Source organism: Rhodococcus mengyinensis (genome assembly GCF_048381435.1).
GTDB lineage: Bacteria > Actinomycetota > Actinomycetes > Mycobacteriales > Mycobacteriaceae > Rhodococcus_F > Rhodococcus_F opacus_D.
This window is the reverse complement of sequence record NZ_JBLWIT010000145.1, coordinates 1-25,666: the sequence shown is the minus strand read 5'-3', so window position 1 is coordinate 25,666 and position 25,666 is coordinate 1. Positions and strand designations below refer to the sequence as shown.

27 protein-coding genes are annotated in these 25,666 nt (G+C 68.1%); 18 read left to right on the top strand and 9 right to left on the bottom strand.

Annotated elements, in window-relative coordinates; genetic code table 11:
- Position 1: 1 nt before the first annotated feature.
- Both ACNJ7E_RS36540 and ACNJ7E_RS36535 read right to left on the bottom strand, forming a co-directional pair.
- Positions 2-352, bottom strand: coding sequence for a hypothetical protein (locus ACNJ7E_RS36540; RefSeq protein ID WP_280781596.1), 351 nt, complete (start codon positions 350-352; stop codon positions 2-4).
- A 110-nt stretch (positions 353-462) separates the two neighbouring features.
- Complete coding sequence (locus ACNJ7E_RS36535; protein ID WP_198602241.1) at positions 463-1,245, bottom strand: Rv1157c family protein; 783 nt, start codon at positions 1,243-1,245, stop codon at positions 463-465.
- A 318-nt stretch (positions 1,246-1,563) separates the two neighbouring features.
- Here ACNJ7E_RS36535 and ACNJ7E_RS36530 point away from each other — a divergent pair, with 318 nt between their 5' ends.
- Positions 1,564-2,895 carry a mannosyltransferase gene (locus ACNJ7E_RS36530; protein ID WP_280781597.1) on the top strand — a complete coding sequence of 444 codons (1,332 nt, stop codon included), beginning with the start codon at positions 1,564-1,566 and terminating at the stop codon, positions 2,893-2,895.
- Here ACNJ7E_RS36530 and ACNJ7E_RS36525 read toward each other — a convergent pair.
- Complete coding sequence (locus ACNJ7E_RS36525; RefSeq protein ID WP_005239148.1) at positions 2,843-3,127, bottom strand: 4a-hydroxytetrahydrobiopterin dehydratase; 285 nt, start codon at positions 3,125-3,127, stop codon at positions 2,843-2,845. The genes ACNJ7E_RS36530 and ACNJ7E_RS36525 overlap by 53 nt on opposite strands.
- A 58-nt stretch (positions 3,128-3,185) precedes the next feature.
- Between ACNJ7E_RS36525 and ACNJ7E_RS36520 the strand changes: the two genes are divergently transcribed.
- Positions 3,186-3,566 (top strand): (deoxy)nucleoside triphosphate pyrophosphohydrolase, encoded by a 381-nt coding sequence (locus ACNJ7E_RS36520; RefSeq protein ID WP_280781620.1) that lies wholly within the window; start codon positions 3,186-3,188, stop codon positions 3,564-3,566.
- Positions 3,567-3,568: 2 nt separating this feature from the next.
- Here the strand turns inward: ACNJ7E_RS36520 and ACNJ7E_RS36515 are convergent, their stop codons facing one another.
- Complete coding sequence (locus ACNJ7E_RS36515) at positions 3,569-3,736, bottom strand: hypothetical protein (RefSeq protein ID WP_162130660.1); 168 nt, start codon at positions 3,734-3,736, stop codon at positions 3,569-3,571.
- Positions 3,737-4,079: 343 nt separating this feature from the next.
- On the opposite strand from ACNJ7E_RS36515, the gene typA reads away from it, so the two are divergent.
- From typA to ACNJ7E_RS36485, 6 genes are all read left to right on the top strand, one after another.
- Positions 4,080-5,987, top strand: a complete 1,908-nt coding sequence (gene typA, locus ACNJ7E_RS36510; RefSeq protein ID WP_009479182.1) for a translational GTPase TypA — start codon at positions 4,080-4,082, stop codon at positions 5,985-5,987.
- 122 nt (positions 5,988-6,109) lie between these two features.
- Positions 6,110-7,930 (top strand): ABC transporter family substrate-binding protein, encoded by a 1,821-nt coding sequence (locus ACNJ7E_RS36505; RefSeq protein WP_418342151.1) that lies wholly within the window; start codon positions 6,110-6,112, stop codon positions 7,928-7,930.
- Positions 7,927-8,805 (top strand): N-acetyl-1-D-myo-inositol-2-amino-2-deoxy-alpha-D-glucopyranoside deacetylase, encoded by an 879-nt coding sequence (gene mshB / locus ACNJ7E_RS36500; protein WP_280781599.1) that lies wholly within the window; start codon positions 7,927-7,929, stop codon positions 8,803-8,805. Before ACNJ7E_RS36505 ends, mshB begins: the two co-directional genes overlap by 4 nt.
- Positions 8,806-8,904: 99 nt before the next feature.
- Positions 8,905-9,063 carry a hypothetical protein gene (locus ACNJ7E_RS36495; RefSeq protein WP_005239161.1) on the top strand — a complete coding sequence of 53 codons (159 nt, stop codon included), beginning with the start codon at positions 8,905-8,907 and terminating at the stop codon, positions 9,061-9,063.
- Positions 9,064-9,077: 14 nt separating this feature from the next.
- On the top strand, positions 9,078-9,506 hold the full coding sequence (locus ACNJ7E_RS36490) for a hypothetical protein (protein ID WP_280781600.1): 429 nt from the start codon (positions 9,078-9,080) through the stop codon (positions 9,504-9,506).
- Between the two features lie 30 nt (positions 9,507-9,536).
- The gene (locus ACNJ7E_RS36485) at positions 9,537-11,054 is read left to right on the top strand and encodes a catalase (RefSeq protein ID WP_280781601.1); all 1,518 of its coding nucleotides are present in this window, start codon (positions 9,537-9,539) and stop codon (positions 11,052-11,054) included.
- Here the strand turns inward: ACNJ7E_RS36485 and ACNJ7E_RS36480 are convergent.
- Positions 11,051-11,428 (bottom strand): VOC family protein, encoded by a 378-nt coding sequence (locus tag ACNJ7E_RS36480; RefSeq protein ID WP_280781602.1) that lies wholly within the window; start codon positions 11,426-11,428, stop codon positions 11,051-11,053. The genes ACNJ7E_RS36485 and ACNJ7E_RS36480 overlap by 4 nt on opposite strands.
- Positions 11,429-11,467: 39 nt before the next feature.
- Here ACNJ7E_RS36480 and ACNJ7E_RS36475 point away from each other — a divergent pair, with 39 nt between their 5' ends.
- Positions 11,468-12,301, top strand: a complete 834-nt coding sequence (locus ACNJ7E_RS36475; RefSeq protein ID WP_280781603.1) for a uroporphyrinogen-III synthase — start codon at positions 11,468-11,470, stop codon at positions 12,299-12,301.
- A 66-nt stretch (positions 12,302-12,367) separates the two neighbouring features.
- On the opposite strand, the gene ACNJ7E_RS36470 is transcribed toward ACNJ7E_RS36475, so the two are convergent.
- From ACNJ7E_RS36470 to ACNJ7E_RS36460, 3 genes are read right to left on the bottom strand one after another with little or no spacing between them, the layout of a single operon-like run.
- Positions 12,368-13,081, bottom strand: a complete 714-nt coding sequence (locus tag ACNJ7E_RS36470; protein ID WP_418342150.1) for a uracil-DNA glycosylase — start codon at positions 13,079-13,081, stop codon at positions 12,368-12,370.
- Positions 13,066-14,607 (bottom strand): PH domain-containing protein, encoded by a 1,542-nt coding sequence (locus ACNJ7E_RS36465; protein WP_418342149.1) that lies wholly within the window; start codon positions 14,605-14,607, stop codon positions 13,066-13,068. The genes ACNJ7E_RS36470 and ACNJ7E_RS36465 overlap by 16 nt, the downstream gene beginning before the upstream one ends.
- Complete coding sequence (locus ACNJ7E_RS36460) at positions 14,604-15,104, bottom strand: PH domain-containing protein (protein ID WP_280781606.1); 501 nt, start codon at positions 15,102-15,104, stop codon at positions 14,604-14,606. The genes ACNJ7E_RS36465 and ACNJ7E_RS36460 overlap by 4 nt, the downstream gene beginning before the upstream one ends.
- 83 nt (positions 15,105-15,187) lie before the next feature.
- Between ACNJ7E_RS36460 and ACNJ7E_RS36455 the strand changes: the two genes are divergently transcribed.
- From ACNJ7E_RS36455 to ACNJ7E_RS36425, 7 genes are all read left to right on the top strand, one after another.
- A complete protein-coding gene (locus ACNJ7E_RS36455) occupies positions 15,188-15,373 on the top strand; it encodes a hypothetical protein (protein ID WP_005566848.1) in 186 nt (61 codons plus the stop codon).
- 46 nt (positions 15,374-15,419) lie between these two features.
- On the top strand, positions 15,420-18,047 hold the full coding sequence (locus ACNJ7E_RS36450; protein WP_418342148.1) for a bifunctional FO biosynthesis protein CofGH: 2,628 nt from the start codon (positions 15,420-15,422) through the stop codon (positions 18,045-18,047).
- Positions 18,044-18,805 (top strand): hypothetical protein, encoded by a 762-nt coding sequence (locus ACNJ7E_RS36445; protein ID WP_418342147.1) that lies wholly within the window; start codon positions 18,044-18,046, stop codon positions 18,803-18,805. Before ACNJ7E_RS36450 ends, ACNJ7E_RS36445 begins: the two co-directional genes overlap by 4 nt.
- Before the next feature lie 108 nt (positions 18,806-18,913).
- Positions 18,914-19,237 carry a ferredoxin gene (gene fdxA / locus ACNJ7E_RS36440; RefSeq protein ID WP_005263360.1) on the top strand — a complete coding sequence of 108 codons (324 nt, stop codon included), beginning with the start codon at positions 18,914-18,916 and terminating at the stop codon, positions 19,235-19,237.
- 2 nt (positions 19,238-19,239) lie between these two features.
- The gene (dapC, locus tag ACNJ7E_RS36435) at positions 19,240-20,340 is read left to right on the top strand and encodes a succinyldiaminopimelate transaminase (RefSeq protein ID WP_280785103.1); all 1,101 of its coding nucleotides are present in this window, start codon (positions 19,240-19,242) and stop codon (positions 20,338-20,340) included.
- A 45-nt stretch (positions 20,341-20,385) separates the two neighbouring features.
- Positions 20,386-21,279 carry a hypothetical protein gene (locus tag ACNJ7E_RS36430; protein WP_418342146.1) on the top strand — a complete coding sequence of 298 codons (894 nt, stop codon included), beginning with the start codon at positions 20,386-20,388 and terminating at the stop codon, positions 21,277-21,279.
- A 53-nt stretch (positions 21,280-21,332) separates the two neighbouring features.
- Entirely contained in the window at positions 21,333-21,746 is a 414-nt protein-coding gene (locus ACNJ7E_RS36425; protein ID WP_283352408.1) for a PPOX class F420-dependent oxidoreductase, read from the top strand.
- Positions 21,747-22,239: 493 nt separating this feature from the next.
- Here the strand turns inward: ACNJ7E_RS36425 and ACNJ7E_RS36420 are convergent, their stop codons facing one another.
- Positions 22,240-23,364: a helix-turn-helix transcriptional regulator gene (locus tag ACNJ7E_RS36420; RefSeq protein ID WP_418342145.1), complete on the bottom strand. Its 1,125-nt coding sequence runs from the start codon at positions 23,362-23,364 to the stop codon at positions 22,240-22,242.
- A 107-nt stretch (positions 23,365-23,471) separates the two neighbouring features.
- Here ACNJ7E_RS36420 and ACNJ7E_RS36415 point away from each other — a divergent pair, with 107 nt between their 5' ends.
- Both ACNJ7E_RS36415 and ACNJ7E_RS36410 read left to right on the top strand, forming a co-directional pair.
- Positions 23,472-24,491, top strand: coding sequence for a methyltransferase (locus ACNJ7E_RS36415; protein ID WP_418342127.1), 1,020 nt, complete (start codon positions 23,472-23,474; stop codon positions 24,489-24,491).
- 27 nt (positions 24,492-24,518) lie between these two features.
- On the top strand, positions 24,519-25,646 hold the full coding sequence (locus ACNJ7E_RS36410; protein ID WP_072950264.1) for a flavin-containing monooxygenase: 1,128 nt from the start codon (positions 24,519-24,521) through the stop codon (positions 25,644-25,646).
- Positions 25,647-25,666 lie beyond the last annotated feature (20 nt).

Sequence of the window (25,666 nt, the reverse complement as noted above, 5' to 3'; positions counted from 1 at the left end):
GTCAGGACTGGACGTGCGCGGTCGCGTCCCGGGCGAGGTCCGGTTCCTCGGCGATGACCGTGAGGTGAGGGTGTTCCGGCGGCGAGTCGTGCCACCCCCTCCAGGACATCAGGGACCACCGCGACAGCCCCGACAGCGCAGACCCGAGGCTGGCGAACGAGGCGGTGCTCAGTGCCGAGCCAGCCGACCCGACCGACCCGATCGAGAGCACTGAGCCGACACTCCCGATGGACAGGATGGAGTAGGCGGAGCCGATCGAGAGAATCGACCCTTCCGAACGGATCGACAGTATCGAACGCCGGGCGTGTCGCGATCGCAGTGAGTGGTCGGGTGTGTGATGCGTCGAGGGCATTCCTCGGTCTACCACGGTGGTGCCGTCGGCAAACAGTGAACCGGTGCAGACGTGAGTGAAGGGCCCTTCCGAATTTTCCGGAGGGCCCTTCACTCGTCAGCTGTGAGGAGTTACGCGACCTGGAACATGCCGACGGTAGGGAGGAAGCTGCACGTGATCGGCGCGGCGCCCTCTTTCTGCGTGGTCAGTCCACCCGACACGACCGCGAGGACGCGGCCGGGGCCGGTGTCCGCGATCGCCGACAGGGTTGCCGGTCCGTCGGGGTTGATCTTGGCCTCGTTGGTGAGGTTCTGGGTGGCGCGGCGCTGGTTGTCCAGGTTGATCCACGTCACGGTCAGCGGCTCGGGCTGTTCGGCGGCAACGGAACTGGTTCCGAGGGCGGTGAACACGAAACCGGCCTGACCTGCCTTGGGTCCGGGCGGGGGCAGCTGGGCCGGACCGGGGACCGCGAGTGCGGTGCCCACGGAGTCGGCGCCCTCTCCGATGCAGCCCTTGCCGATCGTCGGGTAGAGGAACTGCGCGATGACGGGTGCGTTCTCCTGCGGGATCTCGGGGCCGCCGCCGCCGCTGCCGTCGAGGAACGTGATGACGCGCTCGAGAGTGGACTTGAGCTCCGGCGGGATGCCGGGGGACTCGAGGAGGATGCGGGCCTGGTCCAGGATCGCGTCCTGAGGTCCTGCGGCGATGTCTTCGGTACCAGCGGCTGCGCCGATGATCGCGGGTGCGAACGATGCGAGCATCTCCACGGGGATGCCTTCGGGCACGGGCGGCGGCGTCGGCTGCGCATTCGCCTGGGCCGGCACTGCCATTGCGGCTGCTGCGGCAACAGCGAGAGCAGTTACTGCTCTGCGCATACCTCGGGTTCGAAGCACAGTCTCCCCATCCTTAGTCATAACAGCGTGGACGACAACTCAATCCACGTCTGACGGCTCGGGGGGTCACTCTATGTACAGCGCCCCCGGGTTGTACAGCTCACGAGTTCGTTCACCGATAGCTGCGGCATCCCGGTGGGAGTGTATGGCATACAGACCCCGACGGTGATCTTCCGGTGACCATAGCTTGTGGCACGTGTGGTTCGTGTGATTGGTGATGCAACTGTTACGCGCGGCTACGGACACCTCGGGGTCCGCGGCGGGCGCCGTCTACGCTGTGCGGGACCGTTTCGGGATCGGCTGAGACATCTACACACCTCACGGGGAGAGCACCACACTGTGTCCGACCATGCAGCGTCCGACGACGGAGCAGCCTCCGACGACCCGTCATCCGAGCGTTCTCCCACGTCGTCCCGGGGAGCGTCCGCCCTGCACGGCCTGTTACGGTGCGCGCCTGTACTTCTCGTGCTGTCGGTGCTCGGGCGAATGGCGTGGACGCTGTTGAGTCCCAACGGGATGAATCTCGTCGACCTGCACGTCTACGTCGACGGTTCCGAGGCGCTCCGCGGTGGCAGTCTCTACGACTTCACCTATTCGGAAGTGACACCGGACTTTCCACTGCCGTTCACCTACCCGCCGTTCGCCGCGCTGGTCTTCTTTCCCCTGCACTACCTGCCGTTCCCGCTGGTCGGGGTCGGCTGGCAACTGCTCACCATCCTCGCCCTGTACGCGCTGGCGCGCATGAGCCTCGGGCTCGTGCTCGGTGACGCCGCGCGCAGCCCACACTGGCGGGCGGTCGCGGTGCTGTGGACCACGGTGGGGGTGTGGGTGGAACCGGTGCGCACCACGCTGGACTACGGCCAGATCAACGTGTTCCTCGCGCTGCTCGTGATGACCGCGGTCCGCAGCTCCCGGTGGTGGCTGTCCGGTGCGCTCGTCGGTTTCGCCGCCGGGATCAAGCTGACCCCCGCGATCACCGGCCTCTACTTCCTGATGCAGCGCCGATGGAAGGCCGCGGTCTTCTCGGGTGTCGCGTTCGCCGCGACCGTCGGAGTCAGCTATCTCCTGATCGGCTCGGAGGCGCGGGAGTACTTCACCCACCTGCTCGGCGACGCCGACCGCATCGGGCCGGTCGGCTCGGTGTGGAATCAGTCCCTGCGCGGCGCGTTGTCGCGGCTGCTCGGGTACGACGTCGAGACGGGCGCCCTCTGGCTGCTGGCCGTGGCGGTCACGGTGGTCCTCGCCGTCCTGGCCTGGCGGGCGATCGCCCGGGACGATCGGCTCGGCACCCTCGTCATCGTCGAGCTCCTGGGGCTGCTCGTCTCACCGATCTCGTGGTCACACCACTGGGTGTGGGTCATTCCGATGCTGATCTGGCTGCTGCACGGCCCCTACGGATCGATGCTGGGCACCCGGATCCTCGCCGGATACTGGCTCGTCACCACCCTCATCGGCGTGCCGTGGGTGCTCAGCTTCTTCCAGGACTCGATCTGGCTGATCTCCCGGCCCGCGGTACTCGCGTGGCTGGGCACGGTCGACGTGGTCGGCGCGTTCGGTGTCTACGCATGGGTGGCCTACGCCGGGCGCCGCCCGAAGCGTGCCGTGGCCGCCGCCCCGGTCAGCCCGCCAGTGAGTCGATCTGCGCAGCAAGATCCAGATCCAGCTGCGTGAGCCCGCCCGCGGAATGCGTCGACAGCGTGTAGGTGACCTTGCGCCACCTGATGTCGATGTCCGGATGGTGGTTCGCGGCCTCCGCCGCCTCCGCGACCTTCCGGACCAGCTCGACGGCTTCGGGGAAACTCGGCGACTCGACGGTGCGGACGAGGGAATCACCCGCCCGCCGCCACCCGGGCAGTTCTGCGAGCGCGGTGTCGATCTCTCCGTCTGACAGCAACTCGGCCATACCCCATGATGGTGCGGTGCCAGTGGAACGTGCAAGGCCTGTCGACCACGCCGGAGAGGTGGTGGCGGCCGCGATCATCGTCGACGGCCGGCTGTTGCTCGCGCAGCGGACGCGGCCACCGGAACTCGCGGGACTGTGGGAGCTGCCCGGCGGCAAGGCGGAGGCGGGGGAGACCGCCGAGGACGCGCTGCGCCGCGAACTGCGGGAAGAACTCGGGATCGAGGTGTCGGGCGGCGACCGGATCGGCGACGACGTGCCGCTGCCCGACGGCCGAGTGCTCCGCGCGTACCGGGTGGAACTGGTGTCGGGAACACCCGTCGCGCTCGACCACGCTGACCTGCGGTGGGTGGACGGACGGGAACTGGGGGAGATCGACCTCGTCGGCAACGACCGCGGGTGGGTGCCGGACCTGCGGCTGCACCTGAACGGGTGGGGCTGACCTCAGGCCGCGCGGGCCTTCTTGAGCCCCTTCTTCAGTTCCTTCTTGGACGCGCCCTCGTTCTCGAGCTTCTTCATGCGCATGATGACCACCGGGCACTTGATGCAGCGCGTCTTGCTGCGGCAGCACTTCTTCTTCGGCTTGAGACCCGAGACCTTGCTGGCCTTCACCTTGCCCATACTCGGCTCGGCCTTCCTACTACGGGGAACACCGGTATCGCCGGCTCCACCCAGGTTAGCGTCCCCTCAGCTTTCGGCCCCGACCCACGCGCGATTCGGGCCGAATTTCGACGTGGCGCAGATCACTTTACGCTGGTCGGGCAGGGCTCGGGCAGCCGGCGATGCGCGAAGTAGCCGCTCGGGCGGGTAGTATTCACGTGGCCGCGATGCCTGCACTGGGCGATTTACCATCGCCTCGACGAGGATTCTGAATCGAGATGACAAGGCGGCCGCCAGAAAGCCGTGCGAGGGAACTTTCGCGTGGCCGAATCAACTCAGCCAGGAGAGCCACCGCGTGACCATCACCAGCTTCCGTAACGTTGCCATCGTCGCACACGTCGACCACGGCAAGACCACTCTCGTCGACGCCATGTTGCGTCAGTCGGGGGCATTCGAGGAGCGCGCCGAACTGGTCGATCGCGTCATGGACTCCGGCGACCTCGAACGCGAGAAGGGCATCACCATCCTCGCGAAGAACACCGCCGTCCACAAGCATCACGCCGACGGCAGTGTCACGGTCATCAACGTCATCGACACCCCCGGTCACGCCGACTTCGGTGGCGAGGTCGAGCGCGGCCTGTCCATGGTCGACGGTGTCGTCCTGCTCGTCGACGCATCCGAGGGCCCGCTGCCCCAGACCCGCTTCGTGCTGCGCAAGGCGCTCGCCGCGTCGCTGCCCGTCATCCTCGTGGTCAACAAGACCGACCGTCCCGACGCCCGCATCGAAGAGGTCGTCTCCGAGAGCCACGACCTGCTGCTCGACCTGGCGTCCGACCTCGACGACGAGGCCGCGGAAGCCGCCGAGCTCGCCCTCGACCTTCCCGTTCTGTACGCCTCGGGCCGCGAGGGCAAGGCGTCCAAGGTTCAGCCCGAGAACGGTCACGCACCGGACGCCGAGAACCTCGACGCCCTGTTCGAGGTGCTCCTCAACTACGTGCCCGCACCCAAGGGCAACGTCGACGCGCCGCTGCAGGCCCACGTCACCAACCTCGACGCCTCCGCGTTCCTCGGCCGCCTCGCCCTGGTCCGTATCCACAACGGCGAGCTGACCAAGGGCCAGACCGTCTCCTGGTGTCGCGAGGTGGACGGCGAGCCCGTCGTCACCAAGGCCAAGATCACCGAACTGCTCGCCACCAAGGGCGTCGAGCGTCAGCCCGCCGAGAAGGCCGTCGCCGGTGACATCGTCGCCGTCGCCGGTTTCCCCGACATCATGATCGGCGACACCCTCGCCGACCTGGAGAACCCGGTCCCGCTGCCGCGGATCACCGTCGACCAGCCCGCCATCTCGGTGACCATCGGCACCAACACCTCACCGCTCGTCGGCCGGGTCAGCGGACACAAGCTGACCGCCCGCATGGTGAAGTCGCGTCTCGACCAGGAACTCGTCGGAAACGTCTCGCTCAAGGTCCTCGACATCGGTCGCCCCGACGCCTGGGAGGTTCAGGGCCGTGGTGAGCTCGCGCTCGCCATCCTGGTCGAGCAGATGCGCCGCGAGGGCTTCGAGCTGACCGTCGGCAAGCCGCAGGTGGTCACCCGTCAGGTCGACGGCAAGGTGCACGAGCCCTTCGAAGAGCTCACCATCGACAGTCCCGAGGAGTACCTCGGCGCCATCACCCAGCTCCTCGCCAACCGCAAGGGCAAGATGGTGCAGATGGCCAACCACGGCGCGGGCTGGGTCCGGATGGAATTCATCGTCCCGTCGCGCGGCCTGATCGGCTTCCGCACCGACTTCCTCACCGAGACCCGCGGCACCGGCATCGCGAACGCCGTGTTCCACGGCTACGCGCCGTGGGCCGGTGAGATCCGCGCCCGCCACACCGGCTCGCTCGTCTCGGACCGCACCGGTTCGGTCACCCCGTTCGCGATGATCCAGCTCGCCGATCGCGGAACGTTCTTCGTCGAGCCCGGCGCCGACACCTACGAGGGCATGGTCGTGGGCATCAACCCGCGCCAGGAGGACCTCGACATCAACGTCACCCGCGAGAAGAAGCTGACCAACATGCGTCAGTCCTCCGCCGACGTGATGGAGACCCTCGCCAAGCCCATCAAGCTCGAGCTCGAAGGCGCGATGGAGTTCTGCGCCGGCGACGAGTGCGTGGAGGTCACCCCGGAGGTCGTGCGCGTGCGCAAGGTGCACTTGTCGGCCACCGACCGTGCCCGTGAGCGTTCACGCTCCAAGGCCCGCGACAAGGCTGCTCTGTAGTCGGCACGTCCGACCACGTCATACACAACCGGGCGAATGTACCTTCGGTCGATCGCCGGCCGAAGGTACATTCGCTCGTGGGTTTCCGGAGCCTTCCGGTATCTCTGAGGAAAGGCGGCGCGGTGGTTGCTGGGGGTCGACTCGCGAGAGTTCGAGGAGTACGGGGCCGTAGGCGCGGGAACGGTGCGGCGGTGACCGCGCTCCTGCTGGCAGTGTCGACGGCGATGCTCACGTCGTGCACCGCCGATCCGCCCCCGCCGGTCGAGAGCACCGACAGCCCCAAGCCGACGGTGTCGCCGACCGAGAAGCAGCCCGTCGTCGTCGCCATCGACGACGTGGGCAGCGGATTCAACCCGCACCTCCTGTCGGACCAGTCGCCGGCGAATTCCGCGGTCAGCGCCCTCGTGCTGCCGAGCCCGTTCCGGCCGGTGCCCGATACTGCCCGCCCAGGCGGCAGCACCTGGATTCCCGACGCCTCGCTGGTGATCTCCGCGGACGTCACGTCGCAGGAACCGTTCACCGTCACGTACCAGCTGCGGAACGAGGCGCAGTGGTCCGACGGCGCGCCCATCGCCGCCGAGGACTTCCGCTATCTGTGGCAGCAGATGATCAGTGCCCCCGGCGTGGTCGACCCCGCAGGCTACGAGCTGATCGAGGACGTCAGGTCGTCCGGTGGCGGCAAGACGGTCAGCGTCGTCATGAAGGCCGCCTACCCGGCGTGGCGTGAACTCTTCACCGACCTGCTGCCGTCGCATCTCATCAAGGATTCCCCCGGCGGCTTCGCGACCGGACTGTCCGAGAACATCCCGGTGTCGGGCGGGCACTTCCACATCAAGTCGATCGACCGCGGACGCGACGAGATCCTGCTCGAACGCAACGACCGGTTCTGGGACAAACCGGCGACGCCCGACCAGATCCTGATGCGCCGCGACGGCACCCCGTCGCAGCTCGCCGACTCGATGCGCAACAACGACACGCATATCGTCCAGATTCACGGGGGCACAGCCACTTCCGCCCAGCTGGCGGCGATCCCGACGGTGCGGACGGGTTCGTCTTTCCAACCGCGCGGACTCGACCTCACGCTGAACGGCCGGGTTCCCGAACTCGCGGACGTCCGGGTGCGGAAGAGTCTTCTGGAGCTGCTGGACACCGACCTGCTCGCCGTCGTCGGCGCCGGCAGTGAGGCGGCGGCGGTCCCGGCGCGCTCGCAGGTCTACGCCCCCTCCGATCCCGGTTACACCGCGACCGCACCCGCACGGCCGGGCCGCGAACAGGTGCTCGCGCAGCTGGCCGAGTACGGATACGTCGCCGAAACTTCCACGGGCACCGTCGTTCCCACAGGCGTGGCGCCGTCGACCCGGCTCGTCCGCGACGGCGTCCCGCTGACGCTCGCCATCGGGACACCCGAGGGTGACGACACCGCCAGCGCGGTCGCCAACACGGCCGCCGACCAGTTGCGCGGCGCCGGTGTCGACGCCACCGTGACGTCGCTGCCCGCCGAGGAGTTGTACGGGGAGTCGCTGAGCAAGGGTGAGATCGGGGCGGTCGTGGGTTGGTCGCGCGCCGGATCCGACCCGGCGACGGCGCTGGCCTCCCGTCACAGTTGCCCGCCCGCAGTGGTCGCGGCAACGCAGCCGAACACCGAAACCGCCGACCCCGAACGTGATTCGGTTGCGGAGGCCGAGGCCCCGTCGAATCTGTCGGGAGTCTGCGACCCCACCCTTCAGCCGTCCATCGACGCCGCGCTGCGGGGGGTCGGTGATGTGCCGCAAGCTCTCGCCGACGCCGACCGCAAACTGTGGGATCTGGCCGCGGTGCTACCGATCATGCAGGACCGCACACTCGTCGCGGCGGGACCCGGCGTCGACGGGGTGTCGCTGTCGGGGGCCGTGCCGGTCGGAATATTCAGTGACGCAGCGGACTGGAGCAGGATCAAGGAATGAGTGAGCGGCGACTTCTGCTGGTTCATGCCCATCCCGACGACGAGACCCTCACCACCGGCGGCACCATCGCCCGCTACGCCGCCGAGGGCGCCGACGTTCACGTCCTGACGTGCACGCTCGGCGAGGAAGGCGAGGTGATCGGCGACGAGTGGGCGCAGCTGGTCGCCGACGCCGCCGATCAGCTCGGCGGTTTCCGGATCGGCGAACTGACGTCCGCGCTGTCGTGTCTCGGTGCGGGAAGGCCGCGGTTCCTGTCGGGGGCGGGGCACTTCCGTGATTCCGGCATGGCGGGCACGGCGTCGGCAGCCAACCCGCGCGCCTTCGTCAACGCCGACCGCGACTCCGTGACCGCCGCGATGGTGGCCGTCATCCGGGAACTGCGGCCGCACGTCGTGGTCACCTACGACCCGGACGGCGGGTACGGGCACCCCGACCACATCCAGGTGCACACGGTCACCACCGCGGCCGTCGAGGCGGCGGGTTCGGCGCAGTACCCGGACTGCGGCGAACCGTGGGAGGTCGCGAAGCTGTACTGGACGGTGACCGAGGCGAGCGCGCTCGAGTCGGGAATCTGCCGTATCGAAGACATCCCCGACGGCTGGCGGTTGCCGGAGCCCGGCGAGTTGCCGAGCGTCCCGGACGCGGACGTGACGACGGTGATCGACGTGCGGGGCGTGCTCGACGCGAAGAAGGAAGCGCTGTCGGCGCACGCCACCCAGGTGACGGTGGCGCCGAGCGGCACCGAGTACGCGCTCTCCAACGACATCGCACAGCCGATTCTGGCGGAGGAACACTTCGTGCTGGTCCGCGGCGCCGCCGGGGAGCGGGACGCCGACGGCAGGGAGCGGGACCTCTTCGGTGGCATCGGTCACTGACTGCAGGTATCTGTGACGAGCCTTACGTATTACACTGTGGCCCACGTCACGCAGCGGCCCCGGTCGAGTCCGCGTGACACCCGTCAGGAGAGGCGATAGATGTACAACTGGGATGTTCAGAACGCCATCGTCGCGTTCGTCGATACGCTCCGGCCGTCGTGGCCGGCCCAGCACGACCTGTACTACAGCGTGCTGTACGGATTCGCCGACATGCAGAGCCATTTGCTGACCCTGCTGGGCTACCCGCCCGTCGCCTGATCCACTATTGACACATGACCGTCGGCACCGCAGCGAAACCCGGGCACCTCGATGTTCCGGGGAGGGTCACCCTCGCGCTGCTGGTGTTCGACGGTTTTCTGTGCGCCGTCCTCTCGGTGCTCTTCCTGCCCACCTACCTCGGCGCCACGCCGTTCCCGATCAGCATCCTCGCCGCCGCGGTCGCCAACCTGGCGCTGGTGATCGCAGCCAGGTCGACGACCGGCCGGGTGGGCACGGGAGTGCTGCCGCTCACGGGGTGGGGGTTCGGTTTCCTGCTCTGCATGTTCGGCGGTCCGGGCGGCGACGTGCTCATGCTCGCGTCCGCCTGGACGCTCCTGCTCCTGATCGGATCGCTGGTCCCGGCGGCGGTCTACCTGTGGAAAGTCAGCGCGAAGGCGGCGTTCGGATCTGTTTCACCGACGGTGGGCGAGGGTACGCGGTAGCGACCAGCAGTCTGCTGAAGGAGCACCGCGATGACAGATCAGAACTTCACGACCGACGACGCCGGCATCCCGGTACCGAGTGACGAGCACTCGCTCACGATCGGGACGGACGGGCCGATCCTGCTCCAGGATCACTATCTGATCGAGAAGATGGCCCAGTTCAACCGCGAACGCGTTGCGGAGCGCCAACCGCACGCCAAGGGAGGCGGGGCGTTCGGACGGTTCGAAGTTACCGAAGATGTCTCCGCCTACACGAAAGCCGATCTATTCCAACCCGGCAAGAAGACGGACCTGCTGATCAGGTTCTCGTCCGTGGCCGGCGAGCGCGGCAGCCCGGACACGTGGCGCGACCCACGTGGATTCGCCGTGAAGTTCTACACCGACCAGGGCAACTACGACATGGTCGGGAACAACACACCTGTTTTCTTCGTGCGCGACCCGATGAAGTTCCAAGACTTCATCCGCTCGCAGAAGCGACGTGCCGACAACAACCTCCGCGACCACGACATGCAGTGGGACTTCTGGACGTTGTCCCCGGAGTCGGCGCACCAGGTCACGTGGCTCATGGGCGACCGCGGCATCCCGCGCACCTGGCGGCACATGAACGGGTACTCCAGCCACACGTACATGTGGGTGAACGCCGCCGGCGACAAGTTCTGGGTGAAGTACCACTTCAAGACCGACCAGGGCATCGAGTTCTTCACGCAGCACGAGGGCGACCAGATGGCGTCCATGGACACCGATTACCACACGCGAGACCTGTGGGAGCACATCGAGGGCGGCGAGTACCCGAGCTGGACCTTGAACATGCAGATCATGCCGTTCGCGGATGCCGACGACTACCGGTTCAACCCGTTCGACCTCACCAAGGTGTGGCCGCACAGCGACTACCCGCTGATCCCCGTCGGCCGGATGACGCTCGACCGCAACCCCACGGACTACCACTGTGAGATCGAACAGGCCGCGTTCGAGCCCAGCAACCTGGTCCCCGGCATCGGCCCGAGCCCGGACAAGATGCTGATCGGCCGACTGTTCTCCTACCCGGACGCCCACCGCTACCGGATCGGCGCCAATTACAAGGAGCTGCCCGTCAACAGGCCGCACGTGCCCGTCCGCTCGTACTCGAAGGACGGCAACATGCGGCACCACAACCCCGGGGATCCGGTCTACGTGCCGAATTCCAAGGGCGGCCCGCACGCCGACCCGTCGCAGGTGGGGGAGACCGCCACCTGGTACAGCGCCGGCGACATGGTCCGCTCGCCGTACGCGCTCCACAGGGAGGACGACGACTGGGGTCAGGCCGGGACGATGGTCCGTGAAGTGCTCGACGACGCCGCCCGGGACCGCTTGGTGGACAACATCGTCGGCCATCTGCTGAACGGCGTCAGCGAACCGGTTCTGGCGAAGGCGTTCGAGTACTGGCGCAACGTCGACAAGACCCTCGGCGATCGGATCGCCGACGGTGTCGGGAAGAAACAATCGGAGACCGACCCGAAGGCGGGCGAACAGGCCAATGCGGCGCGCAGCAGCGCGCAGGCGAAGGCCTAACGCTCGAACGCCACCGGGTGCCGAGGCTGGTACAGCATCATCTCGCCCGCACCGGGAATCTTCACGGACGTGGTGAGGCCGTACCCGTCGTCGCGGATTCCGCGGGTGAACTCGGCACCCTTGGCCTCGAGTTCCGCGACGGTCGACTCGATGTCGTCGCACATCAGGGAGATCTCGTGGTGCGGCCGCGTCGACCACGGCTCACCGCCCCGATCGTCCGAGGTGGGGTGCACACCCATCTCGGACGGTCCGGTGCGGAAAATCAGCCAACCGCCGCCCGCGTCGACGTGTGACCAGCCGAGCACGTCGCGGAAGAAGTCGCGGGCCGCCTCGGCGTCGTCGGCGTAGACCAATGTGTGCACAGCAGTGATCATGTGGGCAGCTTAGTGCGATTCGTCCGTCACACTGGGAGAATGTCGAACGACGAACTTTCCGGACTGACCATCGCCGTCACCGCCGAACGCCGGGCCGCCGAGTTCATCACGCTCCTCGAACGGCACGGGGCCGCCATCGTCCACACACCGGCCATCCACGTGCTGCCGCTCGTCGACGACACCGATCTGCGGTCCCGCACCGCCGACATCATCGCGTCGCCGCCGGACCTACTCGTCGTCAGCACCGCCGTCGGATTCCGCGGATGGCTGGACGCGGCGCGGGCCTGGCACGAGGAGGACGCACTGCTCGCCGCCCTGCAATCGGCGCGGATCATCACCCGCGGTCCCAAGGCGAAGGGCGCCGTCCGCGGGGTCGGCCTGCGCGAGGAGTGGTCGCCGGAAACCGAATCGTCCGAAGAGGTGCACCAACACCTCGTCGCCGAGGGTGTGCGCGGTCGACGAGTCGCGGTCCAGTTGCACGGCACCATCACCGAATGGGAACCGATGACCGACCTGAGCGTCTCCCTCGCCGGCGCCGGGGCCGAGACGACGGCCGTGTCGGTGTACCGGTGGATCAGACCCGAGAACCAGCAGCCGCTGCTCACACTGCTCGACCAGATCATCCGAGCCGAGGTCGACGCCGTCACCTTCACCAGCGCACCCGCCGTGTCGTCGCTCCTCAGCACCGCGAAGGACACCGACCGCGTCGAGCCCCTCCTGCACGCATTCGCAGGTCCGGTCGCACCCGTCTGCGTCGGCTCGGTGACCGCCTCGCCCCTCACCGCCCTCGGCGTCGACACCATGCAACCCGCCCGCCCCCGGCTCGGCAGCATGGCCAAATACATCATCGAGGAACTCCCGAACCGGCGGTAGCTGGGGTGAACGGCACCTTCGGCGCTTCAGGCAGGTCGGATGTACCGTTCGCCCCCCGAGGTGTGGTCACCCGATCAAGCCGGCGACGCGGGCGGCCTCGGACAGCACCGACTCGAGCATGGCGGGGGTGAGGCGGCCGGTGAAGGTGTTCTGCTGGCTGACGTGGTAGCAGCCGAACAGGTGCAGGGGACGTTCGGCGCCGGGGAGTTCGACGTGCGCGCCGTGCCCGAACTTGGGTCGTGGCCGGGGGACGGCCCAGCCGGCGTCGTCGAGGACGGGGAGCAGCGACTGCCAGCCGAATCCGCCGAGCACGATCACCGACCGCAGGTGGGGTTGCAGGATGCGCAGTTCGGCGTCGAGCCAGTGGCGGCAGGTGTCGCGTTCGTCCGGGGTGGGCTTGTTCGCGGGCGGTGCGCAGTGCACCGGGGACGTGATGCGGACGCCGAACAGTTCGAGGCCGTCGCCGATGTGGGTGGCGGTGGGCTGGCTTGCGAGTCCCACGGCGTGGAGTGCGGCGTAGAGGAAGTCGCCGCTGCGGTCGCCGGTGAACATGCGCCCGGTGCGGTTCGCGCCGTGGGCGGCGGGGGCGAGACCGACGATCAGCAGGGACGCGTCGGGTGGACCGAATCCGGGAACCGGACGTCCCCAGTAGGTTTCGTCGCGGAACGACGCGCGCTTCTCGCGTGCGACCGTTTCCCGCCACTCGACGAGGCGGGGGCAGGCTCGGCATTCGATCAGCTGGGCGTCGAGACCGGCGATGTCGGTCAGCGCCGCGCCCACACGTCACCTCCGCCGGGTGTCACCGACTCGACGAGCGACCACGCCTGGTCGGCAGGCAGATCGATCACCAGGTATTTTCCGGTGCCTGCGGGTGTGGCGGCGATGATGGTCGCCACCCCGGCCCGCCGCTGGAAGAATGTCTGCCGGACGGTCCACCCGATGATCCCGTCGGCTTCGAGGCTGTCCCGGGCGCGGTCGAGGGAGCCGCTGCGGGTGATCAGCCACCCGGGGAGCACCGCATGGCCGAGGCCGCGGTACCGGTCCCACGCCAGCAGCACACCGCCGACGGCGAGCGCGACGATCGCGGCCCACGCGGCCCAGAACACGGGCCGATCGAGGATCACGAAGACCAGGGCGACGGCGAGCGCGATCTCGGCGGGAATCAGGGCCCGCGTGTAGCGCCGCCGCTGGGCGACCGGGCCGTGCTGGGTGAGCGGGACCGCGGCCTGACGGTGGTCGTTGATGACGGTGGCCATCACCCGCTCCGCTTCCGCACGCGGGGCCTGGGGGAGCAGGAGCGACGACTCCCGTCTCTCGGCGCTGACGCCGGTCATGACGGCATCCAGTCGGGCGCCGCCGGCGAGCCGGAGGAGGAGCGGTTCCTTGAGGGTCGTCCCACGGAGGCGGGCGCGGTCCAGGGTGGTCTGGCGGGTCTTCAGCAGGCCGTGGCTGACGTGCAGGGTGCGGCCGTTGTCCGTCAGCGTCATGTTGCCGTACGTCAGGAGGTACCGGATGCACGCCAGGGCGCTGGCGGCGATCAGGAGGACGACGATCCCGACGACGACGGCGATCGCGATCCCGACGCGCTCAGCGGATTCGATGCCTTCGGCCACCGTCGACGAGCGGGCGATCTTCGCGCCGATCCCGTACTGGAACGCGAGACCGACGATCGCCGCGATGGTCACCACGCCCGTCACCGAGAACGGGGCGTAGCGGACCCAGGCCGGTGTCCAGTGGCCGATCTCGGTGACCGCTGGCTCCCGCGCGACCGCGGTCGGCTCGACGTCGGGAGAGGGCTGCCGGGCGAGGAGCGCGGCCCGCAGGTCGGGAACCAGTCCGGTGGAGAGGGCGTTGAGTTCGAACTTCGCCGCGTCGGGTTTGGAACCCACCTGCTGGCCGGTGCCGATGCGCACGATCGACAGCCCGAGCAGGCGATGCAGGACCCCCGCCTCCACGTCGACGGACCGGATGCGGTTGCGCGGTACCGACAGCAGGCGTGTGCGGAACAGGCCCTGCCGCAGTTGCACGTGGACCGGGCCGATGCGGTAGCTCGTCGTGAACCAGCGCGAGATGCCGAACACCACGAACACGACGATGGCGACGAGACTCCACACGTGGTTGCCGCTCTGGGTGCCGATCACCAGCGAAATCAGCAATACGGGCAGCAGTTTGACGATCTCGTTGACGGGGTGGACGAGCAGCATCCGGCGGTCCAGGCGCAACCAGGGCTGTTCCTCCTCGGCGGCGACCGCAGCCTCGCCGTGCGCGATGGGGGGAGCGATTCCCGGTTCCGGTGCCGCACTCATGTGGCGTCACCGACATTGGTGCCCGCGATCTCGGTGAGCCGCGCGACGGTGCGGTCGGCGGTGTCCTGATCGAGGGCGGAGATCTTGACGGCACCGGCGGACGACGCCGTCGTGACGGTGACGGTCGCCAGCCCGAGCATGCGGTCGATGGGTCCGCGTTCGGTGTCGACGGTCTGGATGCGGGAGATGGGCGCGATGCGTCGTTCCTGGGTGAACCAACCGCTGCGGGTGTAGACCGCGGTATCGCTGATCTCCCAGCGGTGCACCCGGTACCGCCAGAGCGGGACGACGGCGACGTGGAGGACCGCGAGCACGACGGTGACCGCGAGGACCGTGACGTGCACCCACACGGGCCACCAGTGGAAGACGAGAGCGACGACTTGCACGACGAACAGCGGAAGCCAGAGCAGGGCGGCGTTGATCGCCCACAGTTGCTTGGCCTTGGGGCTGGGCCGCCACAGCGGGTCCGCCATCGTGACGGTGGTGGGCACACTCATGCCCCTACTTTGGCCGTGCCCCGGCATTCTGTCGAGAACCGACCTATCGTGGGAGAACCCCCCGAAGTCAAAGGAGCGCAGACATGACGTCATTCGATGCGGCCGATTCTCCGGAGGTTCCCGAGGCAGACCGGCTCGAGCAGGAACTCGCCGTGGACGACGACAGTTCCGACGAGGTCGAAGAAGTGTCGTCACTGGAGGTGAACGAGGCGGACGTGGCCGAACAGAGCCGGGCGGTTCCGGTCGACGAGGACTACCCCCGCGAATAGCGATCCGCACGGTTCGCGGGAGTCTGGGTGGCAGTAGCCGTCGTCGATGGCGCATGATCGCTGGGTGACCCATTCAGGTGAAGAATCCGGCCGGCCCACGATGCTTCCCATGCCCGGTGTTCCGGCACCAGCTCCGTCCGGCGCCTCTGCGCAGGAAGTGGCCCCCTCCGCCTCCGCCATGCGGCGGGTGCTGCGACGTGCCCGCGACGGCGCCACTCTGAACGTGGACGAGGCGACGACCCTGCTGCAGGCCCGCGGCGACGACTTGGCCGATCTGTGTTCGTCGGCGGCGAAGGTCCGGGATGCCGGGTTGCTGGCGGCGGGCAGACCCAAGGCTGTCACGTACTCGCGTAAGGTGTTCATTCCGCTGACGCGGTTGTGCCGGGACAAGTGCCACTACTGCACGTTCGTCACCGTGCCCGGCAAGTTGCGGGCCGAGGGGCGCGGCGCGTATCTGGAACCGGACGAGGTGCTGGAGATCGCCCGGCAGGGCGCCGAATTGGGCTGCAAGGAAGCCCTCTTCACCCTCGGTGACCGCCCCGAGGATCGGTGGCCGGAGGCCAAGCAGTGGCTGGACGAGCGGGGCTACGATTCGACGCTGGACTACCTGCGTGCGATGTCGATCCGGGTGCTCGAGGAGACCGGGCTGCTGCCGCACCTGAACCCGGGTGTGATGAGCTGGGAGGAGATCTCCCGACTCAAGCCGGTGGCTCCCTCGATGGGCATGATGCTCGAGACGACGTCCACCCGGTTGTTCACCGACAAGGGCGAGTGCCACTACGGCAGCCCCGACAAGGATCCGGCGGTGCGGTTGCGCACGCTCACCGACGCCGGACGGCTGAGTGTGCCGTTCACGACGGGCATTCTGGTGGGTATCGGCGAGACCGTGCGGGAACGGGCGGAGTCGATCATGGCGATCCGCAAGTCGCACAAGGCGTTCGGCCACGTTCAGGAAGTGATCGTCCAGAACTTCCTCGCCAAGCCCGACACCGCGATGCGCGATGCCCCGGACGCGGGTCTCGAGGAGTTCCTCGCGACCATCGCCGTGTCCCGGTTGCTGCTCGGCCCGGGGATGCGCATCCAGTCGCCGCCCAACCTGGTGTCGAACACCGAGTGCCTGGCATTGCTGGGTGCGGGTGTCGACGACTGGGGTGGTGTGTCGCCGCTGACCCCGGACCACGTGAACCCGGAGCGGCCGTGGCCGAACCTGGACACCCTGGCCGAGATCACCGCGGAGGCCGGGTTCGAGCTCACCGAGCGCACGGCGGCGCAGCCGCAGTTCGTGCTGGCCGGCTCGCCCTGGATCGACCCGCGGATCACCGGGCACGTGCAGGCCCTCGCGGACCCGCACACCGGGCTGGCCAAGCTCGACACGAAGCCGGTCGGGTTGCCGTGGCAGGAGCCGGACGAGTCCTGGGAGTCGACGGGCCGGGTGGATCTGAACACCGAGATCGACACCGACGGCCGCAACACCGAGACGCGCAGCGACCTCGGCAGCGCGTTCGGGGACTGGGAGACCGTCCGCGAGCAGGTGCTGGAGTTGAGCGGCCCGGTGCGGGTGGACACGGACGTCCTCGCGGCGCTGCGCAGCGCCGAGCGCGATCCGGCGGGCTGCACCGACGACGAATATCTGGCGTTGGCGACGGCGGAGGGTCCGGGGCTCGAGGCGATGGTGGCGCTGGCGGATGCGCTCCGCAAGGACGCCGTCGGCGACGAGGTGACCTATGTGGTGAACCGGAACATCAACTTCACCAACATCTGCTACACCGGCTGCCGCTTCTGCGCGTTCGCGCAGCGCAAGGGCGACGCGGACGCGTTCACCCTGTCCACCGACGAGGTCGCGGACCGGGCCTGGGAGGCGCACGTCGCGGGCGCGACCGAGATCTGCATGCAGGGTGGCATCGACCCGGAGCTCCCGGTCACCGGGTACGCCGATCTGGTGCGCGCGGTGAAGAAGCGGGTGCCGTCGATGCACGTGCACGCGTTCTCCCCGATGGAGATCGTCAACGGCGCCTCCCGCGGTGGGCAGAGCATCCGGGACTGGCTGACGGAACTGCGCGAGGCGGGTCTGGACACCATTCCGGGCACGGCCGCGGAAATCCTCGACGACGAGGTGCGCTGGGTGCTCACCAAGGGGAAGCTGCCCACCGCCACCTGGATCGAGGTGGTGACCACGGCGCACGAGCTGGGTCTGCGGTCGAGTTCGACGATGATGTACGGGCACGTCGACAACCCGAAGCACTGGGTCGGGCATCTGCGGGTGCTGCGCGGAATCCAGGACCGGACAGGCGGATTCACCGAGTTCGTCCCGCTGCCCTTCGTGCATCAGAGCGCGCCGCTGTATCTGGCGGGCGCGTCGCGTCCGGGCCCGACCAACCGTGACAACCGGGCCGTCCACGCCCTGGCCCGGATCATGCTGCACGGGCGGATCCCGAACATCCAGACCAGCTGGGTCAAGCTGGGGGTCACGGGTACCCAGGTGATGTTGCAGGGCGGCGCCAACGACCTCGGCGGCACCCTGATGGAGGAGACCATCTCCCGGATGGCGGGTTCGGAGCACGGATCCGAGAAGACCGTCGAGGAACTGCGGGCCATCGCCGAGGGAATCGGCCGCCCGGCACGCGAACGCACCACCACACACGCCCGACGCGAGGGAAGGACACCGGCGGCATGAGCGAGACGGATCGGCTGGGCGACGACACGGTCGTCGGCATCCTGGATCGCGCTGCCCGGGGCATCAATCCCGTGCTCGATCTGGCCCTCACGGATCCGTTCGGTATCAAGAGCCGGACGTTCACCCCGACAGCGGAGGACCGGGGCGCCGCGGAGGCGCTGCTCGACGGGATCGCCTGGGTTCTCGACACCGTGCAGTTCCCGGGGACGGCGTCGTGGGAGAAGGCGAGCGACGACGAGCGGGCACGGTGGTGGGTGACGCGGATCGGCGCGCTGAACACGATCGCGGTCGCATTCCCGGGCATGTTCGGGGTGCTTCTCAATCGGCTCCCGATCCAGGACGTGCTCGGGTTCGCGAATCAGGCGGTCGTTCTCGTCGCCGTCGCCCGGGAGCACGACGTGACGAATCGGTCCGACCAGGTGGACCTGCTGGCGTCCGTGCTCTGCCGGCGTGAGACGGACGCGGTGCTCGCCGACACGACGCGATCCGATTCGGCGGACGGCGCGTCCGTGTGGCGCCCGTTCGGGCTGATCGGCGCGCTGTGGCGCACTGCCCGCACGGTGCGCGCGCTCAGTGACGAACTCGACAAGCGTCCCGGGCCGGGCTCGACCTACTCGCTGCTGGGCAACATCCCGGTGGTCGGTGTGGTGGCCGGGTATCTCGGCGAACGGGGCGCGCTGGTGAGAGCGGCGAAACAGGGCGAGCAGTGGATCGCGTTCCACGCGCCGCTGCCCGCGGCGGTACGCCGGGTCAGGTAACCCTCACCGCAGAGAGGTCCGCCGGGCAGGCGATAATAGTTTCTTCCGCGGGGTACAAGCAGCCCGTACCTCGTGCCTACTCGTGTCAGAAAGGCAGGGAGAGCGGCAGTGCCCTACACGATTGCTGAACCGTGCGTGGATGTGTTGGACAAGGCGTGTATCGAGGAATGCCCTGTCGACTGCATCTACGAGGGCGGGCGGATGCTCTACATCCATCCGGACGAATGCGTGGACTGCGGCGCCTGTGAACCCGTCTGCCCCGTCGAAGCCATCTTCTACGAAGACGACGTCCCGGACCAGTGGAACGGCTACATCGCCGCGAACGTCGACTTCTTCGACGACCTCGGTTCTCCCGGCGGCGCGGCGAAGCTGGGCAAGGTCGACTACGACCCGCCGTTCGTCAAGGCTCTGCCCCCCATGGGCGAGGACTAGGTGTGCCTCGTATCCCGGTAGCCACAGCACTTCCCGACTTTCCGTGGGACTCGCTCGAGTCGGCGAAGGCGAAAGCCTTCGCCCACCCGGGTGGCATCGTCAACCTGTCGGTGGGGACCCCCGTCGATGCGGTCGCCCCGATCATCCAGGACGCGCTGACCTCGGTCGCCGCGGTTCCGGGATATCCGACGACGCACGGCACCGAGGAGCTGCGTAACGCCGCGGTGGAGGCGCTGCGCCGCCGCTACGGAATCACCGGCATCGATCCGGCTGCGGTGCTGCCCGCGATCGGCACGAAGGAGCTCATCGCCTGGCTGCCACGCCTTCTCGGGCTCGGCGCCGACGACCTGGTGGTCATCCCGGAGCTGGCGTACCCGACCTACGAGGTCGGTGCGCTCCTCGCGGGTGCGCGGGTGATCCGGGCCGACGGTCTCAACCGGCTCGGTCCGGAGGGTGCGTCGCTGATCTTCGTGAACTCGCCGTCCAACCCCACCGGCAAGGTGCTCGGTCTCGAGCATCTGCGCAAGGTGGTCGACTGGGCGCGTCGCCGCGGCGCCATCGTGGCGTCCGACGAGTGCTACCTGGGGTTGACCTGGGAAGGTGAAGCCCTCTCGATCCTCGACGAGCGGGTGAACGACGGCGATCTCACCGGGCTCCTCGCGGTGCACTCGTTGTCGAAGACGTCCAACCTCGCGAGTTACCGCGCGGGGTTCGTCACCGGTGACCCGGCGTTGGTGGCCGAACTTCTCGAGGTCCGCAAGCACGCGGGCATGATGGTGCCGTTGCCGATCCAGTCTGCGATGACCGCCGCGCTCAGCGACGACGACCACGAGAACGAGCAGCGTGAGCGGTACCGCCGTCGCCGCGAGATCCTTCTCGCAGCGGTGCGCGGCGCCGGATTCACCGTCGACAACTCCGAAGCCGGGCTGTACCTGTGGGCGACGCGCGGCGAAGCCTGCCGGGACACCGTCGAGTGGTTCGCCGAGCGGGGCATTCTCGTGGCGCCGGGGGAGTTCTACGGTCCCGGCGGCGGCACCCACGTGCGCATCGCGCTCACGGCCAGCGACGAACGAATCGCGGCCGCGGCCGAACGACTGGTCTGACCCGAGTCGGCACGAACGGAGCGGTCACGGTGCAAGTATTGGGCCGTGACCCTCGACGACGTCGCCGACGAACTGTACGGCCTCGACCCCGGTGAGTTCGTCGAGGCGCGCACCGCGCAGGTGACTGCGGCGCGGGAGAACAAGGACCGCGCGCTGGCGACCGAGATCGGGAAGCTGCGGAAGCCGACGGTCGTCGGCTGGCTCGTCAATCTGCTCGCCCGCGAGCTCCCCGACGAGGTCGACGCGCTCCTCACTCTCGGTGAAGCCCTCCGCGACGCGCAGCGACACCTGTCCGGCCCGGACCTTCGGCGGCTGAACACGCAGCGGCAGCAGGTGGTGCGGGCGTTGGCGCGCAAGGCCGGTGAACTCGCCGCCGAGCGAGGCCGGACGGTCGGGGAGGACGCCCTGCGGGATGTCGGTCAGACGCTGCACGCGGCACTCGCCGACGCCGAGACCGCCGAACAGGTGCGGCGTGGCCGGGTCGTGACGGCGGCGAGCTACAGCGGTTTCGGTCCGGCCGGACTCTCCGTCGTCCAGGGAAAGACCGCGAAGAAGACCTCGACGTCCGAACCCGCCACCGCGCCCCCGGCCGACAAGCCGGGGAAGAAGGCGAAGAAGAAGCCGGTGGAGCGGGACCGCGACGCCGAACGCGCGGCGGCCGAGGCCGAACTGGCGGAAGTCACGTCCCGGGCCGAGGAGGTCCGCGGTGAACTGACGGACGCGAGAACGGAACTGGAGAAGGCGCGGTCGACGCTGACGGAGATCGACCACCGGATCGAGGAACTGCGCGCCGAACTCGAACACGCCGAGCAGGAGCGGCAGTTCACGCGGAACGCGGAGAAGGCTTCGGCGGAGGCGGTGCACCGGGGGGAACGAGACCTCGACGCGGCGGAGCTGCGCGTCGAGGAAGCGCGGCGCGCAGTCGACGATCTCGGCTGAGGAACGTCCCGGATCCTTGACCTCGAGCCCCGTTCAGGTTCTAGCGTGAATTCATGTCCTTCACTGCGCAGGAACTCGAGTATCTGGCGTCACAACGCCTGGGCCGGCTCGCGACGGTCCAGCCGAATGGAACCTTGCAGGTCAGTCCCGTCGGCTTTCACTACAACGCCGGCACGTCCACGATCGACATCCAGGGCTACAACATGGCGGCGAGCCGCAAGTTCCGCAACGTCGCCGACAACGGGAAGGTGGCGTTCGTCGTGGACGACGTGCCGTCGGTCGATCCGTGGCGGGTGCGCTGCGTCGAAATCCGCGGACGCGCCGAGGCCCTCGACGCCGATGCCGCCCAGGCGAACGATCTCGGCGGACCGACCATTCGCATCCACCCCGAACGGATCATCAGCTTCGGGCTCGGCGCCACCGATCAGGACGTCCATCAACTCGTGTCGAACGCCCGCGACGTGTAAGGCGCAAACTAGGCGGAGTTGCATCCGATGACGCATTCGACGCTTTCGAAGTAAGACGCAGTCACAGCGTAGTCCGAGGCCCGACTCCCAGGAACGCCGTCACGCGGCGCCCATTCCACCAGCATTGTGGGTGTTGTCTTACATGCCGCAATGATCGTGGCGCTACCCCTTCAGCGGCGCGCCTTGTTACCATCACACACTCGCCGAGGCGACCCAGGCCGACGTCGACCGCTATGGCGCTGCCTGCCGGACTCGCGGAGCCGCCGTTGGTCGTGTGAATTGGGATTGGGCTTGCAGGACGAACTGAGGGAATCGGGGCCACCTCCGTTCGCTGCGGCGGCGACAGAATGTGCGAGGGGCACCTTCCTGGTCGACGGCACACTGTCGGTGAGCGCCGGCGTCGTGGAAGGAGAGATGGTTCGGGCGGTGAACCTTCTTGGTTGGCGCGCCATTGGTCGTGAAGCAGATACGCACAGCTGAGAGTTCGGCGAATTCAGTTGATGCCCTTCGCCCACCATCCGGTTGGCGGGGATGCCGCAAGCTCCCAGCGTGGCGCGTAGTGCTCGAGGAATATCTGCCCCACCAGTTCCCCGCGGCTGCGCACCCCGGTCTTGTCGAAGATCGACTTCATGTGGTCTTGAATTGTGTAGACGGATAACGACATTGCGTGCGCCATCTCCCTTGTCGATCGCCCTTGGACGCACAGCGCAGTGAGATGGCATTCGCGTTGGGACAGTCCGTAGGCCATGGCAATGACGGGCGCGATCTCATGCGGCGTCGCGGGTTGGATGATGACGGCAGTGCGTCCGTCTTCGACGCCGGAAAGCCTGGTCCCGTACAGCAACAGCCAGGCGCCGGATCGCGTGCGTACCCGCGAGCGCGCGGCAAGTTCCAGCGGATCGGTGCCCGGTTCGATCGCCCGCGCCCTGGCCGCGATGGCCTGCACGACCTTCGATTCGAACGGCGTCGACGGCGCCGGGACCTCGACAATTTCGTCGATCCAGCGTTCCGCGGCGGGTGAGACCGATTCCGGGTCGCCCGCGGCGTCGAAGACCACCACGCCGGGGCCGTAGTCCACGGTCGTCACGGCGACCTCGACCTCGTGGAGCATCGAACGTCGCAGACCGGTAGCGAGCGCGGGCGCCAGCGCGGCGATTGCGCGGACGTGCTCGGCGGTGTACCACGGCGCGCCCGCATCGCGCAGGAATGCCGCTGCACCCCAATAGACCCCGTCCGACACCAGGGAGACCCGCAGCTCGTCGCCGATTCCGTACGCCTCGTGCGAACGGTGCCGTGCACTGCGGGACAAATCTCCGTGGGTATCCAGACTGAGTGCACCCGCCAGGCGGCCACTGTGCGCAAGAAACGCCCACTTGTCGACGTCCTCGACCTCGTATTCGTAGTGCGCCAACCAGGATCCGGAACACCCAACGTTCCGGTTCACGCTGCCGGTGAACAGGATGGTGCCCGGGTCGACGGTGTGCCAGCAGCAGCGGTCATGTGGGATCACCGTGCGCAGGGCCTCGCTCATTCGCGCGCTGTACCCCACCCAGTCCAGCTGGTCGGCGACGGCACGCGAGATTTGATCGCGGACGCGTGGCAGCAAGCTCTGCGCCATGTCCGAAGTGTATCGCAGCAGGTTAGGGCTGCCTACCCCAGAAATCTGGGTGAATTCCCCAGGATTCAGGGATATGACGCAGAACCGACAACAACGACGCTGGTTTCATGACGATGACAGCCCATACCTCCGCCGAAACCGACCACGACCTGCCTAACCCGGAGCCGATCATGCAGCTGGCGTCCGGGTTCATGGCCGCCAAACACCTCTTCGCCGCCAGCGAACTCGGTTTGTTCGAGGCGTTGGGCGAGGGCCCCACCGACCTGCGTGGCCTGGCCGCCCGCACCGGGCTTACTGCCCGAGCCACCCGGATCAGCGCCGACGCCATGGTCGCGCTGGGTATGCTCGAACGCCGAGGCGAACAGTACGTCAATACCGAGACGGCGGCCGCGTTCCTCGCCGGCGGATCGCCCGCCGACCTGCGTCCGCTGCTGCGGTTCTGGGACAAGATCAGCTTCCCGGCGTGGGAAGATCTGGCCGACGCACTAGCCCGCGGGCCGAAACACCAGATCTTCGACCTCGAAGCCGCCCTGCAACCCATCGCCTCGATCGGTATCGAGGCGTTTTCGGCCGGCCCCTCGCTCGCCCTGCCGGACACGGTCGATCTGTCCGGCAATCGTCGACTCCTCGACATCGGCGGCGGCACCGGCTCCTGGTCCATCGCGGTGGCGCGCCACTGCCCGCAACTGAGCGCGACCGTGTTCGAGCTGCCGGCGGTTGCCCAGACCGCGCAGGACCGCATCGCGTCGGTCGGGCTGGAGGGGCGAATCGACGTATGCGCCGGCGACGCAGGGGCCGACCCGCTGCCCGCCGGATACGACGCCTTCCTGGTCGCGAACCTGGCGCATTACTGGTCACCGGAGCAGAATCGTGCGCTGCTACACCGCATTCGCGACGTCGCCGCACCCGGCGCCACGCTGCTGATTGCCGAGTTCTGGACCGACCCCACCCACACCCAGCCGGTCGCGGCCGCCCTGATGGCGGGCGAATTCGCGGTCCACCTCGAACACGGCGACGTCTACAGCGTCGACGAAGGCATCGCCTGGCTGCAGGACACTGGCTGGCGCTACCGCGACCATCGCTCGCTCACCGGCACGATGAGCGTCATTGTCGCCGAAACCGCATGAAACAAGACAACACCCAAGGAGCACACGATGAGCGAGCATCAAGTCGCAATCGTCGGTGCCGGCACCTCCGGGGTCGCGGCGGCGGTGGCCCTCGCCGACCGTGGCATCAACCCGTTGCTGATCGACCGAGCCGACCAAGTCGGTTCGTCGTGGCACTCTCGTTATGACCGGCTGCGACTGAACACCGGCAGGCAATTCTCCCATCTGCCGAACCGCCCCTACAAGCAGGGCACACCGACCTTTCCCACGCGGGAACAGGTGATCGAGCATCTCGAGCGGCACGCACGCGCGGACGGGATCGAACTGCGCCTGGGCTGCCCGGTGGAACGGCTCGACCGAACTGACGGGCGCTGGCGGTTGACCACCGCTGCCGGTTCGGTCGACGCTGCCGAGGTGGTGGTCGCGACCGGCTTCGATCATGAGCCCTTCGTCCCGGACTGGCCCGGACGCGGGGACTGGCGGGGTGCACTGGTTCATTCCTCGCAGTACCGGAATCCCTCGCCGTACAACGGGAAACGGGTCCTCGTGGTGGGAGCGGGCTGCTCGGGCATGGAAATTGCCTACGACCTCGCCACCGGAGGCGCGGCAAAGGTCTGGCTTTCGGCTCGCACGCCGCCGAACATCATGCTCCGCCAGGGACCTGGTGGCATACCGGGAGACTTCATCGCAACGCCGCTCTACCATGCCCCGGTCCCTATCGCGGACGCAATCGCTCGGTTCGGCCGGAAGAGGAGCATCGGCGACCTGCGCGAGTTCGGATTACCGATCCCCGACGAGGGGATCTTCGCCCGCAGCGCCCGCCTCGGCGTGGCACCGGCGATCGTCGACAAGGAGCTCATCGCCGCGATCCGAGACAGGTCCATCGAGGTCGTTCGCGGAGTCGAGTCACTCGACGCGGACAGCGTGTGGCTGGTGGACGGGATGCGAATCGACCCGGAGGCGATGGTCTGCGCGACGGGGTTCCGCCAAGAACTCGAAAAGCTGGTCGGGCACCTCGGCGTACTGGACGAGCGAGGTTGGCCGCACGCCACCGGTGAAAAGCCGGCCGCCGAGAGGTTGCGTTTCATCGGGTTCGTGCCCAGGCCGTCGCAGATCGGGTTCGCGGCGAAGCAGGCTCGCCGCGCGGCCCGAGCGATCGCGCGGGAACTGCGGTGAGCGTCGGCGGTAGGATTCTC

Excerpts from the sequence above, each read along its gene's own strand:
- ACNJ7E_RS36540 (WP_280781596.1), bottom strand. The coding sequence starts at position 352 with ATGCCCTCGACGCATCACACACCCGACCACTCACTGCGATCGCGACAC.
- ACNJ7E_RS36535 (WP_198602241.1), bottom strand. The coding sequence starts at position 1,245 with ATGACTAAGGATGGGGAGACTGTGCTTCGAACCCGAGGTATGCGCAGA.
- ACNJ7E_RS36525 (WP_005239148.1), bottom strand. The coding sequence starts at position 3,127 with ATGGCCGAGTTGCTGTCAGACGGAGAGATCGACACCGCGCTCGCAGAA.
- mshB (WP_280781599.1), top strand. The coding sequence starts at position 7,927 with ATGAGTGAGCGGCGACTTCTGCTGGTTCATGCCCATCCCGACGACGAG.
- ACNJ7E_RS36495 (WP_005239161.1), top strand. The coding sequence starts at position 8,905 with ATGTACAACTGGGATGTTCAGAACGCCATCGTCGCGTTCGTCGATACG.
- ACNJ7E_RS36490 (WP_280781600.1), top strand. The coding sequence starts at position 9,078 with ATGACCGTCGGCACCGCAGCGAAACCCGGGCACCTCGATGTTCCGGGG.
- ACNJ7E_RS36485 (WP_280781601.1), top strand. The coding sequence starts at position 9,537 with ATGACAGATCAGAACTTCACGACCGACGACGCCGGCATCCCGGTACCG.
- ACNJ7E_RS36480 (WP_280781602.1), bottom strand. The coding sequence starts at position 11,428 with ATGATCACTGCTGTGCACACATTGGTCTACGCCGACGACGCCGAGGCG.
- ACNJ7E_RS36475 (WP_280781603.1), top strand. The coding sequence starts at position 11,468 with ATGTCGAACGACGAACTTTCCGGACTGACCATCGCCGTCACCGCCGAA.
- ACNJ7E_RS36465 (WP_418342149.1), bottom strand. The coding sequence starts at position 14,607 with ATGAGTGCGGCACCGGAACCGGGAATCGCTCCCCCCATCGCGCACGGC.
- ACNJ7E_RS36460 (WP_280781606.1), bottom strand. The coding sequence starts at position 15,104 with ATGAGTGTGCCCACCACCGTCACGATGGCGGACCCGCTGTGGCGGCCC.
- ACNJ7E_RS36455 (WP_005566848.1), top strand. The coding sequence starts at position 15,188 with ATGACGTCATTCGATGCGGCCGATTCTCCGGAGGTTCCCGAGGCAGAC.
- ACNJ7E_RS36450 (WP_418342148.1), top strand. The coding sequence starts at position 15,420 with ATGGCGCATGATCGCTGGGTGACCCATTCAGGTGAAGAATCCGGCCGG.
- ACNJ7E_RS36445 (WP_418342147.1), top strand. The coding sequence starts at position 18,044 with ATGAGCGAGACGGATCGGCTGGGCGACGACACGGTCGTCGGCATCCTG.
- ACNJ7E_RS36425 (WP_283352408.1), top strand. The coding sequence starts at position 21,333 with ATGTCCTTCACTGCGCAGGAACTCGAGTATCTGGCGTCACAACGCCTG.
- ACNJ7E_RS36420 (WP_418342145.1), bottom strand. The coding sequence starts at position 23,364 with ATGGCGCAGAGCTTGCTGCCACGCGTCCGCGATCAAATCTCGCGTGCC.
- ACNJ7E_RS36415 (WP_418342127.1), top strand. The coding sequence starts at position 23,472 with ATGACGATGACAGCCCATACCTCCGCCGAAACCGACCACGACCTGCCT.
- ACNJ7E_RS36410 (WP_072950264.1), top strand. The coding sequence starts at position 24,519 with ATGAGCGAGCATCAAGTCGCAATCGTCGGTGCCGGCACCTCCGGGGTC.